The sequence below is a fragment of the Pantoea latae genome (assembly GCF_002077695.1).
Lineage (GTDB): Bacteria > Pseudomonadota > Gammaproteobacteria > Enterobacterales > Enterobacteriaceae > Pantoea > Pantoea latae.
This window is the reverse complement of the sequence record NZ_MWUE01000009.1, coordinates 74620-99628: the sequence shown is the minus strand read 5'-3', so window position 1 is coordinate 99628 and position 25009 is coordinate 74620. Positions and strand designations below refer to the sequence as shown.

Sequence of the window (25009 nt, the reverse complement as noted above, 5' to 3'; positions counted from 1 at the left end):
ACACCGATTGTTGCAGGCTGTATCCCGCAAGGGTTTATCATTTTTGTTAGTGAAACCCTTACGGGACACAGCCTGATGCGCAGCGACTGAAAAAGCAGCCGAACACTGCGTCATCTCGTCGGGATTCTAAGTATGGATAGAGACCTGACGATTTGCTGCGTGAATATTGATTATTTTTTTAGCTAAACCTGTCCTTTTTGCTATATGCAAATCAAGCCCTTGATCACAAAAGGCAAACCCGCCGCGCCTCGCTTAAAAAAAGCGCAAAAAATGCAAAAAATGCGCAACGTTTACACTGCTACTGTAAGCCTTTCTGCCTAAAAATCAGGCAAAAATCGCGCCACAATGCAAAGCCTGTGATTTTTTCATATTTCATACCCTGTTCAGATGACGACAGAATGAACTCTGCACCGCGGCGATGCCCCTCTCTGGCGCAGCTGCACCCTGTTAAGGAAACGGAAATGGATTCACGGTTCGATTTTCACGCCAGCTATGCGTCGCATCGCGTGCCGATGATGGGCCGCAACGCCGTCGCCACCTCGCAGCCGCTGGCGGCACAGGCTGGTCTGCGCATCATCCAGCAGGGCGGCAACGCGGTAGACGCGGCGATCGCCAGCGCTATGGCGCTGACGGTGCTGGAGCCGACCGGCAACGGCATCGGCAGCGACGCCTTTGCCCTTGTCTGGGACGGCAGCCAGCTGCATGGCCTGAACGCCTCGGGCCGCGCGCCGGCAGCCTGGACGCCAGAGCGCTTCGTCGGCCGCAGCCGCATGCCGGAGATCGGCTGGGAAGCGGTGACCGTGCCGGGCGCGGTGTCGGCCTGGGTGGCGCTGGCGGCGCGCTTCGGCACGCTGCCGCTGACCACGCTGGCGCAGCCCGCCATCGACTACGCGCGCCACGGCTTTCCGGTTTCGCCGCTGATTGGCGAACTCTGGCAGCGCGGCTTCGATAAGCTTCAGCATCAGCCCGGCTTTCGCCAGTGCTTTGCGCCTGATGGCCGTCCGCCGCGCGTTGGCGAGCTGTTCCGCAACCCGGCGCAGGCCGACACGCTGCAGAAGATTGCCGAAAGCAACGGCGAGAGTTTTTATCGCGGCGAACTGGCGGAGAAAATCGCCGCCTGCGCGCGCCAGCACAACGCCGCCCTGACGCTGGCCGATCTCAACAACCACCGCGCCGACTGGGTTAGCGTGCTGTCGCAGCCGTTTGCCGGGGGTTCGGTGCAGGAGCTGCCGCCTAACGGCCAGGGGATCGCCACGCTGATTGCGCTGGGCATTCTCGAGCAGCTCGATATCGGCCGCTATGCGCCCGATTCCGTGCCCTGGCTGCACCTCTCTATCGAGGCGATGAAGCTGGCGCTGGTGGATCTTGAGCGCTACGTCAGCGATGAGGATCATCTGGAGTTCCCGGCGCAGCGGCTGCTGAGCGAGCCCTATCTGCGCCAGCGCGCGGCGCTGATCGATCCTGAGCGCGCAGGCGACTTCACCTTCGGCGCGCCGCAGCAGAGCGGCACCGTCTATCTCAGCACCGCAGACGCCAGCGGCATGATGGTCTCATTTATTCAGTCGAACTTTATGGGTTTTGGTTCCGGCGTGGTGGTGCCTGACACCGGCATCAGTTTACAGAATCGCGGCGCGGGCTTTTCGCTCGACCCGTCGCATCCCAACGTGGTAGCGGGCGGCAAGCGTCCGTTCCACACCATTATTCCCGCGTTCGCGCTCGACGCGCAGGGCGCGCCGCTGATGTCGTTCGGCGTGATGGGCGGGCCGATGCAGGCGCAGGGCCATCTGCAGCTGGCGCTGCGGATTATGCTGCACAAACAGAACCCGCAGGCGGCGATCGACGCGCCGCGCTGGCGTGTTGAACAGGGCCGACAGGTGGTGTTCGAAGCCGCGCTTGACCGCAACACGCTGGCGGCGCTGCGCCGGCTGGGCCATCAGGTCACGCTGGAGGATCCGCTACAGGGCTATCACTTCGGCGGCGCGCAGGCGATTGTGCGCGATCCGCAGGGGTTTTACATCGCGGCGACCGAGAGCCGCAAGGATGGTCAGGCGGTGGTGTTCTAGCGAAAACCAGGCCGCCTGGCAAACCGCATCAGGCGGCGATAACCGGCCGCACGCCCAGCGTATGGCAGATGGCGTAGCTCATTTCCGCGCGGTTCAGGGTATAGAAGTGGAAATCCTTCACCCCTTCGCGCGACAGGATTTTCACCATATCCATGGCGATATTGGCGCCAACCATTTTGCGCGTCTCAGCATCATCGTCCAGCCCGGCGAACATGGCGTTCATCCAGCCCGGCACGCGCACGTTGGTCATGGTGGCGAAGCGCGTCAGCTGTTTAAAGTTCGACACCGGCAAGATGCCCGGCACGATCTCGACGTCGATGCCGGTGGCGACGCAGCGGTCGCGGAAGCGCAGGTAGCTTTCCACATCAAAGAAGAACTGGGTGATGGCGCGGCTGGCGCCCGCGTCGATTTTGCGCTTCAGGTTAATCAGATCCGCCTGCGCGCTTTTCGCTTCCGGATGCACCTCGGGATAGGCGGCGACAGAGACGTCGAAATCGCCCACCTCTTTCAGCAGAGAAACCAGATCGCAGGCGAACATCTCGGGTTTGCCGCTGTTGGCCGGCAGATCGCCGCGCAGCGCCACGATATGCCGAATGCCGCTGTTCCAGTAATCCTGGGCAATGGCGCGCAGCTCGTCGCGTGAGGCGTCGATGCAGGTCAGATGCGGCGCCGCTTCCAGACCGGTGCGATCCTTAATGCCTTTGATGATGCTGTGGGTGCGGTCGCGCTCGCCGGAGTTGGCGCCGTAGGTGACGGAGACGAACTTCGGCTTCAGGCTGCTGAGACGATCGATGGAGTGCCACAGGGTCTCTTCCATTTCGCTGGTGCGGGGCGGAAAAAATTCGAATGAGACGTTAATGCGCCCGTTCAGCTCTGCCAGGCTCTGATTCAGCGCTTCGCGCTGGTTGGCATGAAAGAAACTCATCCTGCTTACCTCATCAAAAACGTCGGGTTAATTTTTTGCCTGCGAACATCCATACGTTTAGACGTCCAGATGCACAAAATGAACCAATCCAGCAGAGGCGTCAACAGAAAAGTAATAAACAGGTGTGACAAAAATTCAGGCAGGTTGAGGGAATTTCACGCGGGGGTGACAGGCGCCTGTCGCAGGACAGGCGCCTGAAAATTACAGCAGTTGGGCAAGTCGATGAATATCGGACTGAATGGCGCCCGCCGTGACGTCGCGCCCGGCGCCCGGACCGCGGATCACCAGCGGATTATCGCGATACCAGCGGCTTTCGATGGCGAAGACGTTATCGCACGGCAGCAGCGACGCCAGCGGATGCTCTGGCCGTACCGCTTCAACGCCGACGCGCGCTTTGCCGCTGGCGTCGAAACGCGCCACGTAGCGCAGCACCAGCCCCATCTCCTGCGCGGCCTCAAAACGCTGCAGCATCTGCTCGTTAAGCGCCTCGCCATGCTCGAAGAAGTCGTCAATCGATCCCGCCTCGCAGTTCGCGGGCACCAGCGACTCGACGCGCACCTGATCCGGCTCGATGTTGTAGCCCGCCTCGCGCGCGAGGATCACCAGCTTGCGCTTCACGTCCTGACCCGAGAGGTCGACGCGCGGATCTGGCTCGGTTAAGCCCTGCTGCCACGCCTGGTCCACCAGCTCGGTAAAGGGCACCGTGCCGTCAAACTGCAGGAACAGCCACGACAGCGTGCCGGAGAAGATGCCGCTGATCGCCAGAATGGTGTCGCCGCTGTCGCGCAGATCGCGCACCGTGTGGTTAATCGGCAGCCCGGCGCCCACCGTGGCGTTATAGAGCCAGTGTCGGCCGGTTTTGGCGAAGGCGTCGCGGATCTGACGCCAGGTCTGGCTGTCAGAGGCGCCCGCCACTTTATTGGCGCTGATCACGTGGAAACCGTGGCTGGCGAAGTCGAGATACTGCTGCGCCAGCGGCGTGCTGGCGGTGACGTCGAGCACCACCAGATCGTCGAACGGATGCGCGCGCATCCACAGAAACAGCGACTCTTCGTCGCGCGCTTCCGCTTCATCGTCAAAGAAGGCGAGCGCGCGGCTGGCGTCAAGACCTTCATAGCTCAGCAGGCTGCGCTGGCTGTCCGCCACGCCCGCCAGCACATATTCAAAACCGGTGCGCGCCGAGAGCGCTTCCTGCTCGCGCGCGAACAGCTCCAGCCAGCGCGAACCGATATTGCCTTTGCCGAACAGCATCAGGCCGATACGCTTTTCGGCGCGAAACAGCGACTGATGCAGCCCCTGGATCAGCGACTGCGTCGGGCCGACGCGCAGCACCGCCACCAGGCTAATGTGATCTTCCGACTGCCAGACGAACTCGACCGGCTGATCCTGAATCTCCTGCCAGAAGCGGTGGCTGTGCAGCGGATTGCGCGTGACGCCCGCGCCGACCAGCGCCACCAGCGCCAGCCCTTCGCGCAGCTGCAGATGGGCGGGCAGTCCCGCATCCTGCAGCAGCTGGAAGACGCTGTTGACCACTTCCGCGGTATAGCAAAGCTGCAGCAGCTGGCGATCCGGATGGACGCCGGTCGCCAGCGGGCGCAGCTGCGCGCGCTTGAGGTGCAGCTCTACCTCTTTATGCAGCGCCGCGAAGTCGTGCTCATCCGGCACCTGAACGTCAATCAAACAGACGTCGTCATGGCTGGTGACGATGCGCGCGCCGGTGCCGGAGGCGAGCACGCGCTCGATGCGCGTCGAGCCCTGCTCCGGCTGATAGCTGCAGCGCAGCTGAAGGTCGATATCGCTGCCGGAAACCGGCTGCAGCGTGCGGGTATGCAGCACCGGCGCGGCGAGGCGCGCCAGTTCGCTGGCTTCGTCGAGGCGCAGCAGCGGCAGCAGGCAGGCGTCGGAGACTTTGCGCGGATCGGCGCTGTAGACCCCGGCGACGTCGCTCCAGATAGTGACGCGATTGACGCCCGCTAGCGCGCCGATCTGCGTGGCGGAGTAGTCTGAGCCGTTACGGCCCAGCAGCACGGTTTCGCCAGCGTCGTTGCGGCTGATAAATCCGGTCACCACGATGCGCTGATGCGGATGCTGCGCCAGCAGCGTTTGCAGCAGCGGCCAGGATTTGCCTTCGTCTACCTGCGGCTGGGCGGCGCGCTCGGCGCGCAGAAAATCGCGCGCGTCGAGCCAGCAGGCGTCAATGTCGCGCTGGCTCAGCACCGCGGCCATCAGCCGCGCCGACCACACTTCGCCATGGCCGACCACTTCGGCGTAGACCGCGTCAGTGATCGCACCATCCAGCAGCGCGGCGAGCTTTTCCAGATCGCGGATAAAGCTGGCGCTGAGCGGTTCGGCATACTCAGCAGGCAGCAGCCCAGCGATCAGTTCGCTGTGATAACGCCGTAAAGCCTGTTGCACCTGATGCGCGGCCAGGCGATCGCTCTGGCTGAGTTTCAGCCAGCTAATCAGCTGGTTGGTGGTCGAGCCCGCCGCCGACACCACCATCAAATCGCCCGGCTGACTGTAATCCGCCATGATGCTGGCGACGCGCTGGTAACAGCGCGCATCGGCCAGGCTGCTGCCGCCAAATTTATGCAACTGCTTGATATTCGGCGTTGCCGCGCCGGCTGAAATCGTCATTTTTAACCCTCAGACGCCGTCCGGAACGCATTATCCAGATCGGCGATTAAATCTTCATGATCCTCAATGCCCACAGAGACGCGGAGCAAGGTTTCCGAAATGCCCGCCGCCGCGCGCGCTTCCGCCGACATGCCAGCGTGCGTCATGGTCGCGGTGTGGGAAATCAGGCTCTCGACGCCGCCCAGCGACTCCGCCAGCGTAAACAGCTGCAGCGCCTTGAGGAAACGGCGCAGTAGCGCTTCGTCGCCGTCCAGCTCGAAACTCAGCATCGCGCCGAAGCCGCGCTGTTGACGCGCCGCGTATTCGTGCCCGGCGTTTTCCGGCAGCGAAGGATGATACAACTTTTTCACCAGCGGCTGCTGTTGCAGATAGCTCACAATCGCCAGCGCGTTGCGCTGCGCCGCGGCCATGCGCGGCGCCAGGGTGCGCAGACCGCGCAGCAGCAGGTAGCTGTCGAAGGCCGCGCCGGTGACGCCGATATTGTTCGCCCACCAGGCTAGCTCGGTCACTAACGCCGGATCGTTGGCAATCACCGCGCCCGCCACCACGTCGGAGTGGCCGTTGAGGTATTTGGTGCAGGAGTGGATCACCAGATCCGCGCCCAGCGCCAGCGGGTTTTGCAGCGCCGGACTCAGGAACGTGTTGTCGACCACGCTAACGGCACCTGCTTCCCGCGCCGCCCCGCAGATGGCGGCGATATCCACCACGCGCAGCAGCGGATTGCTCGGGCTTTCCACCAGCACCAGCTTCGGTTTTTCCGCCAGCGCTGCATCCAGCGCCGCGCGGTCGCCCTGATCGACGAACTTCACGCGATACGCGCCGCGCTTCGCCATGCTGTCGAACAGGCGATAGCTGCCGCCGTAGCAGTCGTGCGGCGCGACCAGCAGATCGCCTGGCTTCAGGAACACCGTGGTCACCAGATGGATCGCGGACATGCCGGTATTGGTCAGCACCGCGCCCGCGCCGCCTTCCAGCTCTGCCAGCGCGCGCTGCACCACGTCGCGCGTCGGGTTGCCGCGACGCGAGTAGTCATGGGCGCGCGGCTCATTGAAATCGAGAAAGTTATAGGTGCTGGAGAGGTGGATCGGTGGGACAACGCAGCCATATTGCTCGTCATCATTCAAACCGCTGCGGACTGCGATGGTTGCCTGTTTACGCGTCATGGTGCTCTTTGTTCCTGAAGAGAGTAATAAAGAGGCAACAGGATAACATTCCACGATTGGACGTCAATACATCTGGACATCTAAATGTCTTTGCGTATAGATTGAGCGGAATGCCATAACCCGCTAAAATTACCCCTCATTGCCTGCGTTTTGCGTCCGCACCGGCGGCCAGGATGAAGAAACCCCGCAGTTCAAGAGGTCAGGCACGGTAAAATCGGGCATAATCCACGGATTTCCCCACTTTTAACTTTTATTGATTAAGGTAACCCATGGCTGAATGGAACGGCGAATATATCAGCCCCTACGCTGAACACGGTAAGAAGAGTGAGCAGGTTAAGAAAATCACAGTTTCTATCCCGTTGAGCGTGCTGAAGATTTTAACGGATGAGCGTACCCGTCGACAGGTGAACAACCTGCGTCACGCCACAAATAGCGAACTGCTGTGCGAAGCCTTTTTACACGCCTTTACCGGACAGCCGCTGCCGGATGATGTCGACCTGCGTAAAGAGCGCAGCGACGAGATCCCGGAAGAAGCGAAGAAAATTATGCGCGAGATGGGCATCGATCCCGACACCTGGGAATACTGATCCATCAGACATAAAAAAACCCAGCCTTGGCTGGGTTTTTTCTTGCCGTCGAACCCGAGAGGGTCGAATGCCTTTTTAATCTTATTTTTTCGCGCCTGGCACGCTGAAACGCTTGTTAAAGCGGTCAACACGGCCACCAGTTGCAACTTCACGCTGCTTACCGGTGTAGAACGGGTGGCATTTACCACACACGTCCAGGTTCAGATCGTGAGACATAGTAGAGCGAGTGTGGATCACGTTACCGCAGGTGCAAGTGATGGTCACAGCTTCGTATTTCGGGTGAATACCTTGTTTCATGGGAAACCTCATAAAAGGCCGTGTCGCTCTCCGTGCCAGGGAAAAAACCTGCACAGCACCACACGCGGTTGAACATTAATGTTTAGGCTCTGGCGAGAGCTTTCTCACCAAAGGCGGCATACTATACAGAAAATAACCGCTTTTAGCAAATCTTCTGCAAGATACCCGCTGCTCGCGCCAGCTGATACACTACCTCTCCCGCGATGAATCGTTGAACCGGAAAGAGATTGCCATGCCCGTTGTTCAGGTTGCCCTGCCCGTTCCGCTCCCCCGTCTGTTTGACTATCTGCCGCCGCACGGCGCGCAGCCGGTGCTGGGCGGACGCGTCAGCGTGCCGTTCGGCAACCGCAAAATGGTCGGCGTCGTGGTGGGCTTCCGCGAACAGAGCGACCTGCCGGAAGCGCAGCTTAAGCGCGTCGCCGAGGTGCTGGACAACGCGTCGCTCTATCCCCCCTCGCTCTGGCGCCTGCTTAACTGGGCGGCGGGCTACTATCACTCTCCCGTCGGCGAAGTCTTAAGCCATGCGCTACCGGTGCTGCTGCGCCAGGGCAAACCGGCGCAAGAGGCGCCGCTGTGGCAGTGGGTGATTACCGAACAGGGCCAGGCGACTACGCCGGAAAGCCTGAAGCGCGCGCCGAAACAGCAGCAGGCGCTGGCGGCGCTGCGTCATCAGCCGCTCTATCGCCATCAGGTCGCCGAGCAGGATCTCACCGAGACGGCGTTTCAGGCGCTGCGTGCGAAGGGCCTGTGCGACCTGCGCGAACATCAGCCGCAGCGGCGGGACTGGCGCGAACGCTATGCGGTGAAAGGCGAGCGCCTGCGCCTCAATACCGATCAGGCGATGGCGGTCGGCGCCATCCGCAGCGAGGATGAGCACTATGCCGCCTGGCTGCTGGCGGGCATCACTGGCTCTGGCAAAACCGAGGTCTATCTCAGCGTACTGGAGAACGTGCTGGCGCGCGGCAAGCAGGCGCTGGTGCTGGTGCCGGAGATCGGCCTGACGCCGCAAACCATCGCCCGCTTCCGCGAACGCTTCGACGCGCCCGTCGACGTGCTGCACTCTGCCCTTAACGACAGCGAGCGGCTCGCCGTCTGGCTGCGCGCGCGTCAGGGCGAAAACGCCATTATCATCGGCACGCGCTCGGCGCTGTTTACGCCGCTGGCGCGCCCTGGCGTGATCATTATCGATGAAGAGCACGACAGCTCCTATAAACAGCAGGAAGGCTGGCGCTATCAGGCGCGCGACCTGGCGGTGTTTCGCGCGCGCGAAGAGAATATCCCCATCGTGATGGGCTCGGCGACGCCAGCGCTGGAGACGCTGCACAACGTGCGCAGCGGCAAATATCGCCAGCTCGATCTGACCAAGCGCGCCGGCAACGCGAAGCCGGCGCTGCAGCAGCTGGCGGATCTCAAAGGCCAGCAGCTGATCGGCGGACTGGCGCCCGCGCTGATTGGCAAAATGCGCCAGCATCTGCAGGCGGACAATCAGGTGCTGCTGTTCCTTAACCGCCGCGGCTATTCCCCCGCGCTGCTCTGCCACGACTGCGGCTGGATTGCCGAATGCCAGCGCTGCGAGCGCTACTACACGCTGCATCAGCAGCAGCGCCAGCTGCGCTGCCACCACTGCGACAGCCAGCGCCCGCTGCCTAACCAGTGCCCGCAGTGCGGCTCGACGCATCTGCTGCCGGTGGGCGTCGGCACCGAACAGCTGGAGCAGCAGCTCGGCACGCTGTTCCCTGGCGTGCCGGTGTCGCGTATCGACCGCGACACCACCAGCCGCAAGGGCGCGCTGGAGCAGCATCTGGCTGATGTGCATCGCGGCGGCGCGCGCATTCTGGTGGGCACGCAGATGCTGGCGAAAGGCCATCACTTCCCGGACGTGACGCTGGTGTCGCTGCTGGATGTGGACGGCGCGCTCTTTTCCGCCGATTTCCGCGCCGCCGAGCGCTTCGCGCAGCTCTATACCCAGGTCGCCGGCCGCGCCGGCCGCGCCGGCAAGCAGGGCGAAGTGCTGTTACAGACCCATCATCCCGAGCATCCGCTGCTGCAGACGCTGCTGCATCAGGGCTATTTCGCCTTCGCTCAGCAGACACTGCTGGAGCGCCAGTCGGTGATGCTGCCGCCCTGGACCAGCCACGCGCTGTTTCGCGCTGAGGATCACGACAACCAGCAGGCGGCTGAATTTTTGCAGCAGCTGCGCAATCTGCTGGACGCCAGCCCGCTCAAAGACAGCGCCATGTGGCTGATGGGGCCGGTTCCGGCACTGCAGCCGAAGCGCGGCGGACGCTGGCGCTGGCAGCTGCTGGTGCAGCACGCCTCGCGCAAACGCCTGCAGCAGCTGCTCGACGGCTCGCTGCCGCTGATCGCCACGCTGCCCGCCGCGCGCAAAGTCAAATGGACGCTCGATATCGACCCCACCGAGAGCTGAGCCTGCGAGCCAGATCGAAAAAAGTCGCACAAGTCACAATTTTTATGCAAATTAAGTAACAACCCAGCCGCGCAATCGTTAACAATGTGCGCGGCGTGGCTTTTTTCGCCACAACTATCTCAGCAATGCGTCAGGAGTAGAGTGTTGGAGCAGAATCACCAGGCGCCCGCCGCCACCATGAAAGATGTGGCTGAAAAGGCAGGCGTCTCAACCGCAACCGTTTCACGCGCGCTGATGAATCCTGAAAAGGTCTCGGCGGCGACGCGGCAGAAAGTTGAACAGGCGGTGATTGCCGTCGGCTACGCGCCGCACGGCCTGACGCGCAACGCGCGACGCGGCGAGACGCAAACCATTCTGGTGGTTGTGCCCGACATCTGCGATCCCTTTTTTAGCGAAATCATCCGCGGCGTTGAGGTGACGGCGGCGCACGAGGGTTATCTGGTGCTGATTGGCGACTGCGCGCACCAGAATCAGCAGGAGAAGACCTTTCTGGATCTGCTGCTGACGCGCCAGATCGACGGCATGGTGCTGCTCGGCTCGCAGATCCCCTTCGATCCGGCAAACGACGAGCAGCGTAATCTGCCGCCGATGGTGATGGCGAATGAGTTCGCGCCGGAGATGTCGCTGCCTACCGTGCATATCGACAACCTTACCGCCGCCTTCGAGGCGGTGAATCACCTGCTGCAGCTTGGTCATCGCCAGATCGCCTGCATCGGCGGGCCGGAAGAGATGCCGCTGTGCCAGTACCGCACCCAGGGCTATATTCAGGCGCTGCGCCGCAGCAATATCGCCGTCGATCCCACCTATATCGTGCGCGGCGACTTCAGTTTCGAAGCGGGCGCGCAGGCGTTGAAGCAGCTGATGGCCCTGCCGCAGCCGCCGCGCGCCCTGTTCTGCCACAGCGATATGCTGGCGCTCGGCGCGATGAATCAGGCCAAACGCCTCGGCCTGCGCGTGCCGCAGGATCTGTCGATTGTCGGCTTCGACGATATCGAACTTGCCCGCTATTGCGAACCGCCGCTCACCACCGTGACGCAGCCGCGCTATCAGATTGGCCGCGAGGCGATGCTGCTGTTGCTGGATGAGCTGCAGGGCAAGCGCGTCAATAACGGTTCGCGCCTGCTCGACGCGGAACTCACCGTGCGCGGCAGCACGGCGCCAGAGAAGAAGCGCGAGAAATAACCGCTCTTTTCGGTTATTTTCAGTAGATTCTTAAGGCGAACACTGCTGGTCAAAGTTCCAACCCTTAAGTAACATGGCGGACTCCTTGCCGGGCGGTCTTTCCAGGCGTTTTCGCCCCGTTGGCACGATTTTTTGAAGGGTATCAGAACGAGAGTGGCACAGAGAGATTATGTAGGCCGCGGGCGTTCAACAGGGACGCGTCGCAAAAAAAGCAGCACCAGCCGTGGAAAAAAAAGCAAAGGCGGCTCCGGTGTCTCCAAACTGATGATCGGACTGGCCGTTGCGGTGCTGGTGACCTTTGCCGGTGGTTTATGGTTCCTTGCGCATCATAAAAAAGACGATGTGCCGGTGATCCCGGATCATAAAGCCAACGGCAACGGTTTGCCGCCGAAGCCTGAAGAGCGCTGGAAGTACATCAAAGAGCTGGAAAACCGTCAGGTGACGGTGCCGACGCCAACCGAACCTTCGGCGGGCGGCGAGGTGCAGTCGCACACGCAGCTCACCGACGAACAGCGTCAGCTGCTGGAGCAGATGCAGGCGGATATGCGTCAGTCGCCGACCCAGCTGAATGAAGTGCCGTGGAACGAACAGACCCCGGCGCAGCGTCAGCAGACGCTGCAGCTGCAGCGCCAGCAGCAGCAACAGCGCCAGCAGCAACAGCAGCAGCTGCAGATGCAGTCGCGCCAGCAGACGCAGCAAAGCGCCCCGGCGCGTCAGCCGACGCAGCCGAGCCAGCCGGCGCACCAGACGCAGCCGAGCGCGCGTCCGGCGCCGCAGCCGCGGCAGACGCAGCAGCCTGCGCCCGTCACGCGTGAACCCGCGCAGGAAACGGCGAAGAAACCGGCGGAAAAACCGGCCTCTTCCCAGCGCTGGATGGTGCAGTGCGGATCGTTCAAAGGCACCGACCAGGCGGAGTCCGTGCGCGCCGGTCTGGCGTTCGAAGGATTCGAAAGCCGCATCACCACCGGCGGCGGCTGGAATCGCGTGGTGATCGGTCCCTATAAGGATCGCAGCAGCGCCGACAGCACCCTGAAGCGGCTGCGCGGCAACGGCCATTCAAACTGTATTCCGCTCGCCGTCGGGGGTTGAAACCCGACAAACCTGCCCCATATCTGGTTGCATGATGCGCCGCGCCTTGCCGCGCGGCGCTTTTTTTCTACTGCAACAAGGGGTCTGCCCGTGACAACAATAGTAAGCGTACGACGCAACGGACGAGTCGTTATCGGCGGTGATGGCCAGGCAACTCTCGGCAATACCGTGATGAAGGGCAACGTAAAAAAAGTACGTCGTCTTTACAACGATAAGGTAATTGCCGGTTTCGCTGGCGGCACTGCAGATGCCTTCACCCTGTTTGAACTCTTCGAACGTAAACTGGAAATGCACCAAGGCCACCTGGTGAAAGCCGCCGTCGAGCTGGCGAAAGACTGGCGCACCGATCGTATGCTGCGTCGTCTTGAAGCGCTGCTGGCGGTCGCGGACGAAAACGCCTCGCTGATCATCAGCGGCAACGGCGATGTCATCCAGCCGGAAAACGATCTGATCGCCATTGGTTCGGGTGGCCCCTTCGCTCAGGCGGCGGCGCGTGCGCTGCTGGAAAACACTGAGCTGGGCGCGCATGAGATCGTCGCGAAATCCCTGAATATCGCGGGCGACATCTGCATCTACACCAACCACAATGTTAACTTCGAAGAACTGCCGTCCAGGGCGTAAGGATCAAACATGTCTGAGATGACCCCCCGCGAAATCGTCAGCGAACTGAATCGCTTTATCATTGGCCAGGACGGCGCAAAAAAAGCCGTCGCCATCGCGCTGCGTAACCGCTGGCGTCGTATGCAGCTCGACGAAGAGCTGCGCCACGAGGTGACGCCGAAAAACATTCTGATGATCGGCCCGACCGGCGTCGGTAAAACCGAAATCGCCCGTCGTCTGGCGAAGCTCGCCAACGCGCCGTTCATCAAGGTGGAAGCGACCAAATTCACCGAAGTGGGCTACGTCGGTAAAGAGGTGGACTCCATCATTCGCGACCTGACCGACGCCGCCGTGAAAATGGTGCGCAGCCAGGCGATCGAAAAGAACAAATACCGCGCCGAAGAGATGGCGGAAGAGCGCATCCTCGACGTGCTGATCCCGCCAGCCAAGAACAACTGGGGCCAGCCGGAGCAGAGCAGCGAGCCTTCCGCCGCGCGCCAGTCGTTCCGTAAGAAGCTGCGCGAAGGCCAGCTGGACGATAAAGAGATCGAAATCGACCTCGCCGCCGCGCCGGCCGGCGTCGAAATCATGGCGCCTCCGGGCATGGAAGAGATGACCAACCAGCTGCAGTCGATGTTCCAGAACCTGGGCGGTCAGAAGCAAAAGCCGCGCAAGCTGAAGATCAAAGACGCGATGAAGCTGCTGATTGAAGAAGAAGCGGCCAAGCTGGTGAACCCGGAAGAGCTGAAGCAGGATGCGATCGAAGCGGTAGAACAACACGGCATCGTGTTTATCGACGAAATCGACAAAATCTGTAAGCGCGGCCAGTCATCCGGTCCGGACGTCTCGCGCGAAGGCGTCCAGCGCGATCTGCTGCCGCTGGTAGAGGGCTGCACCGTCTCAACCAAGCACGGCATGGTGAAAACCGATCACATTCTGTTTATCGCCTCTGGCGCGTTCCAGGTCGCCAGCCCGTCAGATCTGATCCCGGAACTGCAGGGCCGTCTGCCGATCCGCGTCGAACTGCAGGCGCTGACCGTCAACGATTTCGAGCGCATTCTCACCGAGCCGAACGCGTCGGTGACCGTGCAGTACAAGGCGCTGATGGGCACCGAAGGCGTGAACGTCGAGTTTACCGACGACGGCATCCGTCGTATCGCCGAAGCGGCGTGGCAGGTGAATGAAACCACCGAGAATATCGGCGCGCGTCGTCTGCATACCGTGCTGGAGCGTCTGATGGAAGATATCTCCTATGACGCCAGCGATCGCCACGGCGACTCCGTCACCATTGATGCGGAGTATGTCAGCAAGCATCTGGATGAACTGGTGGCGGACGAAGATCTCAGCCGCTTTATTCTGTAATTCCATTTTTCTATGCGCTTGCGCAAAGCCCGGCCACTGCGCCGGGCTTTTTTTATCTGCATGCTGCTGATGCAGCGCCTTTTTTTCCGCTGATGATTTTGCCAACAATCCGTTTCTGGCGGTATACTTACCGCTCCTGTGGCAAACAGATGGACCCACCATGAAATACGATACTTCTGAACTCTGCGACATCTACCATGAAGAAGTGAACGTTGTTGAACCGCTTTTTTCCAACTTCGGCGGCCGCACCTCATTTGGTGGTCAGATAACCACAGTGAAATGTTTTGAAGACAACGGCCTGCTCTACGATCTGCTGGAAGAGAACGGTCGGGGTCGCGTGCTGGTGATCGACGGCGGCGGTTCGGTGCGGCGCGCGCTGGTTGACGCGCAGCTGGCTCGCCTGGCGATGGATAACGAATGGGAAGGGCTGGTGGTGTACGGCTCCGTGCGTCAGGTAGACGATCTGGAGGAGCTGGAGATCGGCATCCAGGCCATTGCCGCCATTCCGGTTGGCGCGGCGGGCGAAGGCATCGGCGAAAGCGACGTGCGCGTTAACTTCGGTGGCGTCACCTTCTTCTCCGGCGACCATCTCTACGCCGATAATACCGGCATTATCCTCTCTGAAGATCCGCTCGATATCGAGTAGCGCCAGAAACGAAAACGGGAGCACGCCGCTCCCGTTTGCTATTCGGCTGAGGCTGTTACACCTCTTCCATTTTTCCCAGCAGTGCACGCAGGCGATCCTGCCACAGATGCTGCTCTTCCTTTAACTGCTGATTTTCACGCACCAGCGACTCGTGGTTGCCCGCAGCCTGCTGCGCGTCGTTTTTCAGCGAATTGTTCTGCTCTTTCAGCTCTTCGATTTCCATCTGCAGCAGGGTGATGGTATCAATCGCCTGCTGTACTTTCGCTTCCAGTTTCTCGAATACTTCAAATGACATCTTTCTGACCTCTCCTAAATTCTCGCAGGGCGTTGATGATGCCAGCCTTAGCGCGTGACGCCCTGTATCAGCCAGGCCAGCAACAATGTTTCCGATTGTATGTAGCCTGATAGCGCAAGTCCAGCGACGCGGGCCTTGCGGGCGCAGTCTGTAACACTTTTCGGCTTATGCCTGGCGCCTCGACGCCTGAGGCGGCTCAGGCGAAAAACGAGGCGGCGAAGCGAGGCGCATGATGTTTCATGAAAGCCAAAAGGCGCGAAAACGCGCATTTATTTGACTCAGCACACAGATTTCGATTTCGCTATTTCTCGTTTATGCTCGTTAACGATAAATTTACACCAGCCCTACAAGAGAGCTGGGTGACTCATGGAATGAGAACAAAAACTGATAAAATTTAACCTCGCTTCAGGAATACCATTATGAGTCAGACATCGAACACACTGAAAGGTCAGTGCATCGCCGAATTCATCGGCACCGGCTTAATTATCTTTTTTGGCGCCGGCTGTGTGGCCGCGCTGAAAGTGGCTGGTGCCGCCTTCGGTCAATGGGAAATCTGCATTATCTGGGGACTTGCCGTCTCCATGGCCGTCTATCTCACCGCCGGCGTTTCTGGCGCTCACCTTAACCCTGCCGTCACGGTGGCGCTCTGCCTGTTCGCCAACTTTGAAGGGCGCAAGGTGTTGCCGTACGTGCTGGCGCAGGTTGCCGGTGCGTTCTGCGCCGCCGCGCTGGTTTACGGCCTTTATTACAATCTGTTCTTCGATTACGAGCAAAGCCATCAGATGGTGCGCGGCACGGTGCAAAGCCTGGACCTCGCCGGTATCTTCTCAACCTACCCTAACCCGCACATCAGCGTGGGACAGGCGTTCCTGGTGGAGATGGTGATTACTGCGGTGTTGATGGCGGTGATCATGGCGCTGACCGACGATGGCAACGGCGTGCCGCGCGGCCCGCTGGCGCCGCTGCTGATCGGCCTGCTGGTGGCGGTGATCGGCGGCTCTATGGGCCCGCTGACCGGCTTCGCCCTCAATCCGGCGCGTGATTTCGGACCTAAGCTATTCGCCTTCTTTGCCGGCTGGGGTAACGTTGCCTTCACGGGTGGTAAAGATATCCCTTACTTCCTGGTACCGATCTTTGGCCCGTTAGTGGGAGCCTGTCTGGGCGCCTTCGGCTATCGTGCGCTGATTGGTCGCCACCTGCCGGGCGCCGTACTGGCCAGCAGCAAAACAGAAAAACCGGTCGCACGCGCTGAGCAGCGTAAAGCGTAAGTTTCACTTTTTCATCGGGAATGCATTATGACGACTACCACTGATAAAAAATATATTGTTGCGCTCGACCAGGGCACCACCAGCTCGCGCGCCGTTGTGCTGGATCACGACGCCAACATCGTTGCGGTATCACAGCGCGAATTCACCCAGATCTACCCGAAAGCGGGCTGGGTAGAGCACGACCCGATGGATATCTGGGCATCGCAAAGCTCGACGCTGGTCGAAGTGCTGGCGCACGCCGACATCCGCTCTGACGAAATTGCCGCCATCGGCATCACCAACCAGCGCGAAACCGCGATTGTCTGGGACAAAGAGAGCGGCAAGCCGATCTACAACGCTATTGTCTGGCAGGATCCGCGCACCGCTGACTACTGTAACAAGCTGAAAAAAGAGGGGCTGGAAGAGTACATCCAGCACACCACCGGCCTGGTGATTAACCCCTACTTCTCCGGCACCAAGGTGAAGTGGATCCTCGACCATGTAGAAGGGGCGCGCGAACGCGCGAAGCGCGGCGAGCTGCTGTTCGGCACCGTGGACACCTGGCTAATCTGGAAAATGACCCAGGGCCGCGTGCACGTGACCGACCACACCAACGCCTCGCGCACCATGATGTACAACATTCACAAGCTGGAATGGGATCAGCGTATGCTGGAGATCCTCGACATTCCGCGTGAAATGCTGCCGGAAGTGAAAGGCTCTTCTGAGATTTACGGCCAGACCAACATCGGCGGTAAAGGCGGCACCCGTATTCCTATCGCCGGTATCGCAGGCGACCAGCAGGCGGCGCTCTACGGCCAGCTCTGCGTGCAGCCGGGCATGGCGAAAAACACCTACGGCACCGGCTGCTTTATGCTGATGAACACCGGCACCGAAGCGGTGACGTCGTCGCACGGCCTGCTGACCACCATCGCCTGCGGCCCGCGCGGCGAAGTGAACTACGCGCTGGAAGGCGCGGTGTTTATCGGCGGCGCCTCTATTCAGTGGCTGCGCGACGAGATGAAGCTGATCAGCGACTCCACCGACTCGGAATACTTCGCGCTTAAGGTGAAAGATACCAACGGCGTCTATATGGTTCCGGCCTTTACCGGCCTGGGCGCGCCCTACTGGGATCCCTATGCGCGCGGCGCGATTTTCGGCCTGACGCGCGGCGCCAACGCCAACCACATTATTCGCGCTACGCTGGAGTCTATCGCCTACCAGACGCGCGACGTGCTGGAAGCGATGCAGAACGACGCTGATACCCGTCTGCAGTCGCTGCGCGTGGATGGCGGCGCGGTGGCGAACAACTTCCTGATGCAGTTCCAGTCTGACATTCTCGGCACGCGCGTTGAGCGTCCGGAAGTGCGCGAAGTGACCGCGCTGGGCGCCGCCTATCTGGCGGGTCTGGCGGTCGGCTTCTGGAACGATCTGGAAGAGGTGCGCGCCAAGGCGGTAATCGAGCGTGAATTCCGTCCGAGCATCGAAACCACCGAGCGCAACGTTCGCTACGCCGGCTGGCGCAAAGCGGTGGCGCGCGCGCAGGCATGGGAAGATCACGACGAGTAATGGCTTCTCCCGCGCCCACCGGCGCGGGACCTTGTCTCTCTTCTCTGCGCCCGCGACCCTGTCGCGGGCTTTTTTTTGCCCTTCCCCGCTGTGCTACACTGCCCTTTTTGCATCAGGTGCAGGCCATGAAACGAGAACTCGCCATAGAATTTTCCCGCGTGACCGAGGCGGCAGCCTTAGCTGGCTATCGCTGGCTGGGTCGCGGCGACAAGAACAGCGCCGACGGCGCCGCCGTCCACGCCATGCGACACGTCCTTAACACCATCGATATCGACGGCCAGATTGTGATTGGCGAAGGGGAGATCGATGAGGCGCCGATGCTCTATATCGGCGAAAAGGTCGGCAGCGGTCGCGGCGACGCGGTCGATATCGCGGTCGATCCGATCGAGGGCACGCGCATGACCGCCATGGGCCAGGCCAACGCGCTGGCGGTGCTGGCGGTCGGCGACAAGGGCAGCTTTCTGCACGCGCCGGATATGTATATGGAGAAGCTGATTGTCGGTCCGGCGGCGCGCGGGCATATCGATCTCAACCTGCCGCTGGAAACTAACCTGCGTAATATCGCCGCGGCGCTGAATAAACCGCTGACGCAGCTGACGGTCTCTATTCTGGCGAAACCGCGCCACGACGCCGTTATTGCGCAGCTGCAGCAGCTTGGCGTGCGCGTCTTCGCCTTCCCCGACGGCGACGTGGCGGCCTCTATCCTTACCTGTATGCCCGACAGCGAAGTCGACGTGCTCTACGGCATCGGCGGCGCGCCGGAAGGCGTGGTGTCGGCGGCGGTGATCCGCGCGCTGGACGGCGATATGCAGGGCCGTCTGCTGCCGCGTCACGAAGTCAAAGGCGAGAGCGAAGAGAATCGCCGCATCGGCGAGCAGGAGCTGGCGCGCTGCCACGAGATGGGCATTAACGCGGGCGAGGTGCTGCCGCTGGCGCGTATGGCGCGCAACGACAACGTGATTTTCGCCGCCACCGGCATCACCAGCGGCGATTTGCTAAAGGGCATTACGCGTCAGGGCAATATCGCCACCAGCGAAACCCTGCTGATCCGCGGCAAGTCACGCACCATTCGCCGTATCCAGTCGATCCACTATCTGGATCGCAAAGACGCGGCGCTGCATCCGTTTATCCTGTAACCGTGCCGTTTTGCTCCTCTGGCTGGCGCGACAGCGGCAGCCAGCAGAGCAGCATCACCAGTGCGGTGGCGAACATCAGCATCCCCAGGCTGAACTGATCGCGCTGCGGCAGCAGCGCGGACGCCCAGGCGACCACGCCCGATCCCAGATTCTGCAATCCGCCAATCAGCGCGCCGGCGCTGCCTGCCAGCCAGGCGTAAGGCTCCATCGCGCCTGAGGTCGCCAGCGGAAACAGCATGCCCGCGCCGAAGAAGAAGAGCGCGGCGGGCACCAGCAGCGTCCAGATGTTCATCACGCCGAACCACGCCGGGAGCCACATCAGCGCGCCCGCCAGCAGGCAGCTGTTAACGCCGGTCCACATCAGGCTGTGCCACGAGCGCGTTTCGCGGCCGGCGAACCACGCGCCGAAAAAGGCGGCGGGGATCGGCAGAATAAACAGAATGCTCACGGTGAACGCATCCAGCCCGAGCACGCCGCCCAGCAGCACGCCGCAGCTCGCTTCAAACACCGCGATGCCCGCCAGCGCGCCGATCAGCAGCACGATAAAACGCACAAAGCTGGCGTCGCTCAGCAGGCGCTGATAGCGCCGGAAAAAAGGCGTTACCTCGCCACCCTGCGGGCGCGTCTCCGGCAGCCAGCGCGCCATCGCGCCGGTCACTGCGACGCAGAGCAGCAGCAGGAAGGCGAAACAGGCGTGCCAGCCGAACAGCTTCGTCAGCAGCGCGCCGATCACCGGCGCCAGCAGCGGGCTCACCAGCAATCCCATATTCAGCAGGCTGTTGGCCTGACGCAGCGCCACGCCCGCGTAGAGGTCGCGCGGCATGGTGCGCGCCATCACGCCCGCTACGCCAGTGCCTAACCCCTGAATGGCGCTGCCCAGCACCAGCACGTTCAGCGAGGGCGCCAGCATTGAGGTAACGGCGCCGATCATAAAGATCGTCATCCCGGCGAGGATCACCGGACGACGCCCGACGCTGTCGGAGAGCGGACCATAGATCAGCTGGGATCCGCCATAGGTCATCAGATAGGCCGCCATCACGCGCTGCAGCGTGCCGTCATGCACGTTAAGCGCGTCCGCCATCGCAGCCATCGCCGGCACGTAGATTGTCTGCGCCATCTGCCCTACCGCCAGCATTAAAATCAACATCAGCAGCAGCGGCTGATTTTCCATCTTCTTCATCGACATCTCAGTCTGGGAAATAACGTTAATTCAGCAGCAAAACGTGCTGCGTCGGGATAATGGCGGGAAAAATATCAGGAATCCGTGACAAATCGAGAGGCAGCGCCAAAGCTGTCGGCGCGGCGGCGTCAAGTTTTCGTACCACCTTGTCAACAGCGCGCAACGCGTGACGCGGCGTGCGGCACGTTTGTCGATTAGAGCCTAAAAACCGGTGGCCGGGTGGAAAATCCGCCGTGCAGCCGCGATGATATCCTTGTGCCTGAAAAATCAACGACCGGGAGAGTAACCATGGCCGAATGGGTCAATGCGCAAGTAAAGGAAGTGAAAAACTGGACGGACGCGCTGTTCAGCCTGCGGGTGCATGCGCCGATCGACGCGTTTACCGCCGGACAGTTCGCCAAGCTGGCGCTGGAGATTGACGGCGAACGGGTGCAGCGCGCCTACTCCTACGTCAACGCACCCAGCGATCCGCTGCTGGAGTTCTATCTGGTGACGGTACCGGAGGGCAAACTCAGCCCGCGTCTGCAGGCGCTTAAGCCCGGCGACAGCGTGATGGTCACCAAAGAGGCCGCCGGTTTTTTTGTGCTGGATGAGATCCCACCGTGCAACACCCTGTGGATGCTGGCGACCGGCACGGCGATTGGCCCCTACTTATCTATTCTGCAACAGGGCGAAGGCCTCGACCGCTTCGAGCATATCGTGCTGGTGCACGCGGTGCGCTACGCCGCCGATCTGAGCTACCTGCCGCTAATGCAGTCGCTGCAGCAAATCTACAACGGCAAACTGCGTATCCAGACGGTGGTGAGCCGCGAAACCGCCGCCGGCTCGCTGACCGGACGCGTGCCGGCGCTGATTGAGAGCGGCGAGCTGGAGCGTGCGGTGGGCCTACCGATAGAGGCGGAATCGGGCCATATTATGCTGTGCGGCAACCCGCAGATGGTACGCGACACCCAGCAGCTGCTGAAAGAGACGCGCGACATGCGCAAACATCTGAAGCGCAAACCCGGCCATATCACCAGCGAGCACTACTGGTAAGCCGCGCTGCGCGACGATAATTCTTAGCCCGACAAACATTTTGCCCGTCGCGCTTTTGACTTTCACCGGTAAAAACCGTTCTAATTTAGCGCAGAAATTACTGGTCAGAGCCTACAAAATGAAGAATTTGCCTGGCGCGCTGCTGCTGAGCCTTGCGCTGACGGCTCCGGCATTTGCCGCCGATCTCCCGCCGCGCGAGCGCAGCGAATCCGTGCCTGCCGCGCCCTATTTGCTGGCGGGCGCGCCGACGTTTGATATGACCATCGGCCAGTTCCGCGAGCAATACAACGCCGCGAATGCCGACCTGCCGCTGATGGAGTATCGCGCCATCGATAGCAAGAATGACAGCAGCCGCCTGACCCGCGCGGCGAGCAAAATCAGCGAAACGCTCTACGCCTCTACCGCGCTCGAGCAGGGAACCGGCAAGGTGAAAACGCTCCAGCTTACCTGGCTGCCGGTGCCGGGTCCGGATGAAAAGGCGTCGCAGGAGAAAGCGATGGCCTATATGACGGCGCTGCTGCGCTTTTTCGTCTCGGGCTTAACGCCGGATGAGGCGCGGCAAAAGCTCAACGCGCTGCTCAGCGAGGGCAAAGGCGCACGCTATTTTTCCCGCAACGAAGGCGCGCTGCGTTTCGTGGTGGCGGACAACGGCGACAAGGGGCTGACCTTCGCTATCGAGCCGTTAAAACTGACGCTGCCGCCCACCGATCAGGACGGCAAAAATGACGAAAAGCAAAGCCATTGACCAGAGAGATCTCTATACTGTCTGGCAGTCTACGCTGCCTGACGGCAGTGCAATTTAATGAATCGCGTAACGCGGAGGATAGAATGCGACATCCATTGGTTATGGGTAACTGGAAACTGAATGGCAGCAAGCAGATGACGAGCGAGCTGATCGAAGGCCTGCGCAAAGCGCTTTCCGGCGTCGACGGTTGCGGCGTCGCTATCGCCCCGCCCGCTATCTATCTCGACCAGGCGAAGCACGCCGTCTCCGGCAGCCATATCGCCCTGGGCGCGCAGAACGTCGACGTTAATCTGTCTGGCGCGTTTACTGGCGAAACCTCCGCAGAGATGCTGAAAGACATCGGCGCGAAATATATCATTATCGGCCACTCTGAACGTCGCACCTACCACAAAGAGAGCGACGAGTTTATCGCGAAGAAATTCGCCGTGCTGAAAGCGGCTGGCCTGGTGCCGGTGCTGTGCATTGGCGAAACCGAAGCGGAAAACGAAGCGGGCCAGACGGAAGAAGTGTGCGCGCGTCAGATCGACGCCGTGCTGGAAACCCAGGGCGCAGAAGCCTTTAACGGCGTGGTTATCGCCTACGAACCGGTCTGGGCGATCGGTACCGGCAAATCTGCCACCCCGGCGCAGGCGCAGGCGGTGCACAAATTTATTCGCCAGCACATCGCGAAGAAAGACGCGGCGGTCGCTGAGCAGGTCATTATTCAGTACGGCGGTTCCGTTAACGATAAAAACGCGGCTGAACTCTTTACCCAGCCGGATATCGACGGCGCGCTGGTCGGTGGCGCCTCGCTGAAAGCTGACGCCTTCGCGGTCATCGTGAAAGCGGCGGCGGAAGCGAAAAAAGCCTAATCCCCGTCAGACGAAAAAAAGCGGCCTTCAGGCCGCTTTTTTTATGGCTGCAAAATCTCACAGCGGTGGTCCTGAATCTCCTCCGCCGATCCGCGATTGAGCAGCAGCCAGTTGCGCGCCAGCGCCATCAGCGCCAGACGCCCGTCCGGCAGCGCCGCCAGCGCCACGCCATAGCTGCCCATTTCGCCACGCGCGTCAGGGATCTCCTGCGCCATGCGGATAAACGGGCTCTGCTGCGTCAGCTCCGGCAGCGTGAGCGTGCGTATCTGGTAGGCGTGGCGCAGCAGCGTGGCCTTCTGCCAGCGGCTGGAGAGACCAGGCGCGAGGCGGTCCAGCGCGTGGCGCACGTCGGGCCGCAGGCAGGAGATGTGAATATGCAGCTGATTCTGGGTGCGGCCATACTCGGCGTTGATCGCCAGCGACAGCGCGCTGTCGGCGATGGGCGCGCCGCGCCGTACCGCCAGCTGCGTGCGCGCCTGCCAGGCGAAGGCGAAAAAGTTGGGCGTGGCGGGCTCCAGCAGCGCCGGGCTTTCCATGCCGGTGATTTTCGCCAGCGGAATCAGCAGATACTGCAGCGGCCCGTTGAGATCTTTAAGCAGCGCATAGCCTTGATCAAGCGCGACGCGCTGGCAGGGTGCAGGCGAACCGCTTGCGCGCTGATTCGGCTCGCACTTTTCGCTGACGATTTGCCACAGCGCATCGCTGTTTTTATGCAGGTGGAAAGCGGCGATCGTCAGGCCGCCGATCAGCAGCAGCAGAGAAAGCGCTATCAGACGCAGCGCACGACGGCTTCCAGGCATAGCAGAATTTCTCTTCGGCTTTTTGCGCATCCTCGCCTGGCGGCTGCGCAATGTCACGCACAAATAAAAACGGCCAGCGCGCTGGCTGGCCGTCTGCTCTCTGGCGAACGATTAAGGCTTCATCACCTGATCGTAGGTGCCGCCATCAGCAAAGTGCGTTTTCTGCGCCTGCGTCCAGCCGCCGAACTTATTGTCGATGGTAAACAGCTTCACCGGCGCAAAGGTGCTGGCGAATTTCTTCGCCACCTCTGCATCGCGTGGACGATAGAAGTTCTGTGCCGCGATAGTCTGGCCTTCCGGCGAGTAGAGGTACTTCAGATAGGCGTCGGCCACGCTACGCGTGCCCTGTGCGTCCGCCACTTTATCCACCACGGCAACGGTCGGCTCCGCCAGAATCGATTCGCTCGGCGTGACGATTTCAAATTTGTCTTTACCCAGCTTGTCGACCGCCAGATAGGCTTCGTTTTCCCAGGCGATCAGCACGTCGCCGATACCGCGCTCAACAAAGGTGTTGGTTGCGCCGCGCGCGCCGGAGTCCTGCACTTCGACGTTTTTGAACAGCGCTTTGACGTAGGCCTGGGCCTTTGCCTGGTCGCCGTTGTTTTGATCCAGCGCCCAGCCCCATGCGGCCAGATAGTTCCAGCGCGCGCCGCCTGAGGTTTTTGGATTCGGGGTGATGACCGATACGCCTGGCTTGATCAGATCCGGCCAGTCGTGAATGCCTTTCGGGTTGCCTTTACGCACCAGGAAGACAATGGTGGAGGTATAGGGCGCGGAGTTGTCCGGCAGACGCTTCTGCCAGTTCTTATCGATGCGGCCGCGCTCGGCGATGGCATCGACATCGGACTGTAACGCCAGGGTCACCACGTCGGCGCGAATGCCGTTAATCACCGAGGTCGCCTGCTTGCCTGAGCCGCCGTGCGACTGACGGATGACCACGTTATCGCCGGTTTCCTGCTTGTAGTGCGCCGCGAAAGCCTTGTTGTACTGCTCATACAGCTCGCGCGTCGGATCGTAAGAGACGTTCAGCAGCTGGTAATCCTTTGCCAAAACGCTGGCAGAGGCCAGCAGAAGGGTAATACCGATACTCCACTTGTTCATTATGCACTCTCCCAAAGTCATCAGGCCGGTAGGGTGACATAAACCATTTTAGAGCTAAAAGAATTAAAAATAAG

The 25009-nt window shown here is 61.1% G+C and carries 22 protein-coding genes; 14 read left to right on the top strand and 8 right to left on the bottom strand.

Translation table 11 applies throughout. The features are described from left to right. Window positions 1–461: 461 nt before the first annotated feature. On the top strand, window positions 462–2063 hold the full coding sequence (locus B2J69_RS07425) for a gamma-glutamyltransferase family protein (RefSeq protein WP_081137892.1): 1602 nt from the start codon (window positions 462–464) through the stop codon (window positions 2061–2063). Window positions 2064–2091: 28 nt separating this feature from the next. On the opposite strand, the gene metF is transcribed toward B2J69_RS07425, so the two are convergent. The 3 genes from metF to metB form a co-directional block, all read right to left on the bottom strand. Beyond that, entirely contained in the window at window positions 2092–2988 is an 897-nt protein-coding gene (gene metF, locus B2J69_RS07420; protein ID WP_081137890.1) for a methylenetetrahydrofolate reductase, read from the bottom strand. A 201-nt stretch (window positions 2989–3189) separates the two neighbouring features. Beyond that, entirely contained in the window at window positions 3190–5625 is a 2436-nt protein-coding gene (locus B2J69_RS07415; protein WP_081137888.1) for a bifunctional aspartate kinase/homoserine dehydrogenase II, read from the bottom strand. 2 nt (window positions 5626–5627) lie between these two features. Continuing rightward, window positions 5628–6788, bottom strand: coding sequence for a cystathionine gamma-synthase (gene metB / locus B2J69_RS07410; protein WP_081137886.1), 1161 nt, complete (start codon window positions 6786–6788; stop codon window positions 5628–5630). 269 nt (window positions 6789–7057) lie between these two features. Here metB and metJ point away from each other — a divergent pair, with 269 nt between their 5' ends. Beyond that, window positions 7058–7375 (top strand): met regulon transcriptional regulator MetJ, encoded by a 318-nt coding sequence (metJ, locus tag B2J69_RS07405; RefSeq protein ID WP_081137884.1) that lies wholly within the window; start codon window positions 7058–7060, stop codon window positions 7373–7375. A gap of 81 nt (window positions 7376–7456) precedes the next feature. Here the strand turns inward: metJ and rpmE are convergent, their stop codons facing one another. Then, window positions 7457–7672, bottom strand: coding sequence for a 50S ribosomal protein L31 (rpmE, locus tag B2J69_RS07400; RefSeq protein ID WP_081137882.1), 216 nt, complete (start codon window positions 7670–7672; stop codon window positions 7457–7459). Window positions 7673–7904: 232 nt separating this feature from the next. Between rpmE and priA the strand changes: the two genes are divergently transcribed. The 6 genes from priA to rraA all read left to right on the top strand — a co-directional run bounded on the left by priA (window position 7905) and on the right by rraA (window position 14979). Beyond that, window positions 7905–10100 carry a primosomal protein N' gene (gene priA / locus B2J69_RS07395; RefSeq protein WP_081137880.1) on the top strand — a complete coding sequence of 732 codons (2196 nt, stop codon included), beginning with the start codon at window positions 7905–7907 and terminating at the stop codon, window positions 10098–10100. A gap of 144 nt (window positions 10101–10244) precedes the next feature. After that, on the top strand, window positions 10245–11282 hold the full coding sequence (cytR, locus tag B2J69_RS07390; protein ID WP_081137878.1) for a DNA-binding transcriptional regulator CytR: 1038 nt from the start codon (window positions 10245–10247) through the stop codon (window positions 11280–11282). Window positions 11283–11435: 153 nt separating this feature from the next. Beyond that, window positions 11436–12371: a cell division protein FtsN gene (gene ftsN / locus B2J69_RS07385; protein WP_081137876.1), complete on the top strand. Its 936-nt coding sequence runs from the start codon at window positions 11436–11438 to the stop codon at window positions 12369–12371. Between the two features lie 90 nt (window positions 12372–12461). After that, window positions 12462–12992 (top strand): ATP-dependent protease subunit HslV, encoded by a 531-nt coding sequence (hslV, locus tag B2J69_RS07380; protein ID WP_081137874.1) that lies wholly within the window; start codon window positions 12462–12464, stop codon window positions 12990–12992. Window positions 12993–13001: 9 nt separating this feature from the next. Next, a complete protein-coding gene (gene hslU / locus B2J69_RS07375) occupies window positions 13002–14333 on the top strand; it encodes an HslU--HslV peptidase ATPase subunit (RefSeq protein WP_081137872.1) in 1332 nt (443 codons plus the stop codon). 160 nt (window positions 14334–14493) lie between these two features. Further along, window positions 14494–14979: a ribonuclease E activity regulator RraA gene (gene rraA / locus B2J69_RS07370; protein WP_081137870.1), complete on the top strand. Its 486-nt coding sequence runs from the start codon at window positions 14494–14496 to the stop codon at window positions 14977–14979. A gap of 55 nt (window positions 14980–15034) precedes the next feature. Here the strand turns inward: rraA and zapB are convergent, their stop codons facing one another. Continuing rightward, complete coding sequence (zapB, locus tag B2J69_RS07365) at window positions 15035–15274, bottom strand: cell division protein ZapB (RefSeq protein WP_081137868.1); 240 nt, start codon at window positions 15272–15274, stop codon at window positions 15035–15037. 419 nt (window positions 15275–15693) lie between these two features. On the opposite strand from zapB, the gene B2J69_RS07360 reads away from it, so the two are divergent. The 3 genes from B2J69_RS07360 to glpX all read left to right on the top strand — a co-directional run bounded on the left by B2J69_RS07360 (window position 15694) and on the right by glpX (window position 19223). Then, window positions 15694–16542, top strand: a complete 849-nt coding sequence (locus B2J69_RS07360; RefSeq protein WP_081137866.1) for an MIP/aquaporin family protein — start codon at window positions 15694–15696, stop codon at window positions 16540–16542. A 27-nt stretch (window positions 16543–16569) separates the two neighbouring features. Then, entirely contained in the window at window positions 16570–18087 is a 1518-nt protein-coding gene (gene glpK, locus B2J69_RS07355) for a glycerol kinase GlpK (protein ID WP_081137864.1), read from the top strand. 125 nt (window positions 18088–18212) lie between these two features. Further along, complete coding sequence (gene glpX / locus B2J69_RS07350; protein WP_081137862.1) at window positions 18213–19223, top strand: class II fructose-bisphosphatase; 1011 nt, start codon at window positions 18213–18215, stop codon at window positions 19221–19223. On the opposite strand, the gene emrD is transcribed toward glpX, so the two are convergent. Continuing rightward, window positions 19213–20403 (bottom strand): multidrug efflux MFS transporter EmrD, encoded by a 1191-nt coding sequence (emrD, locus tag B2J69_RS07345; RefSeq protein WP_167376556.1) that lies wholly within the window; start codon window positions 20401–20403, stop codon window positions 19213–19215. The two genes, glpX and emrD, sit on opposite strands and share 11 nt — an antisense overlap. A gap of 288 nt (window positions 20404–20691) precedes the next feature. Between emrD and fpr the strand changes: the two genes are divergently transcribed. From fpr to tpiA, 3 genes are all read left to right on the top strand, one after another. Then, complete coding sequence (fpr, locus tag B2J69_RS07340; protein WP_081137859.1) at window positions 20692–21438, top strand: ferredoxin--NADP(+) reductase; 747 nt, start codon at window positions 20692–20694, stop codon at window positions 21436–21438. A gap of 118 nt (window positions 21439–21556) precedes the next feature. Then, window positions 21557–22183 carry a DUF1454 family protein gene (locus B2J69_RS07335; protein WP_081137857.1) on the top strand — a complete coding sequence of 209 codons (627 nt, stop codon included), beginning with the start codon at window positions 21557–21559 and terminating at the stop codon, window positions 22181–22183. Window positions 22184–22266: 83 nt separating this feature from the next. Continuing rightward, window positions 22267–23034 carry a triose-phosphate isomerase gene (gene tpiA, locus B2J69_RS07330; RefSeq protein WP_081137855.1) on the top strand — a complete coding sequence of 256 codons (768 nt, stop codon included), beginning with the start codon at window positions 22267–22269 and terminating at the stop codon, window positions 23032–23034. 41 nt (window positions 23035–23075) lie between these two features. On the opposite strand, the gene B2J69_RS07325 is transcribed toward tpiA, so the two are convergent. Together B2J69_RS07325 and B2J69_RS07320 are read right to left on the bottom strand one after the other, a co-directional pair. Continuing rightward, window positions 23076–23834, bottom strand: a complete 759-nt coding sequence (locus B2J69_RS07325; RefSeq protein ID WP_081137853.1) for a CDP-diacylglycerol diphosphatase — start codon at window positions 23832–23834, stop codon at window positions 23076–23078. Between the two features lie 111 nt (window positions 23835–23945). Next, window positions 23946–24935, bottom strand: coding sequence for a sulfate ABC transporter substrate-binding protein (locus B2J69_RS07320; protein ID WP_081137851.1), 990 nt, complete (start codon window positions 24933–24935; stop codon window positions 23946–23948). Between the last annotated feature and the right edge of the window lie 74 nt (window positions 24936–25009).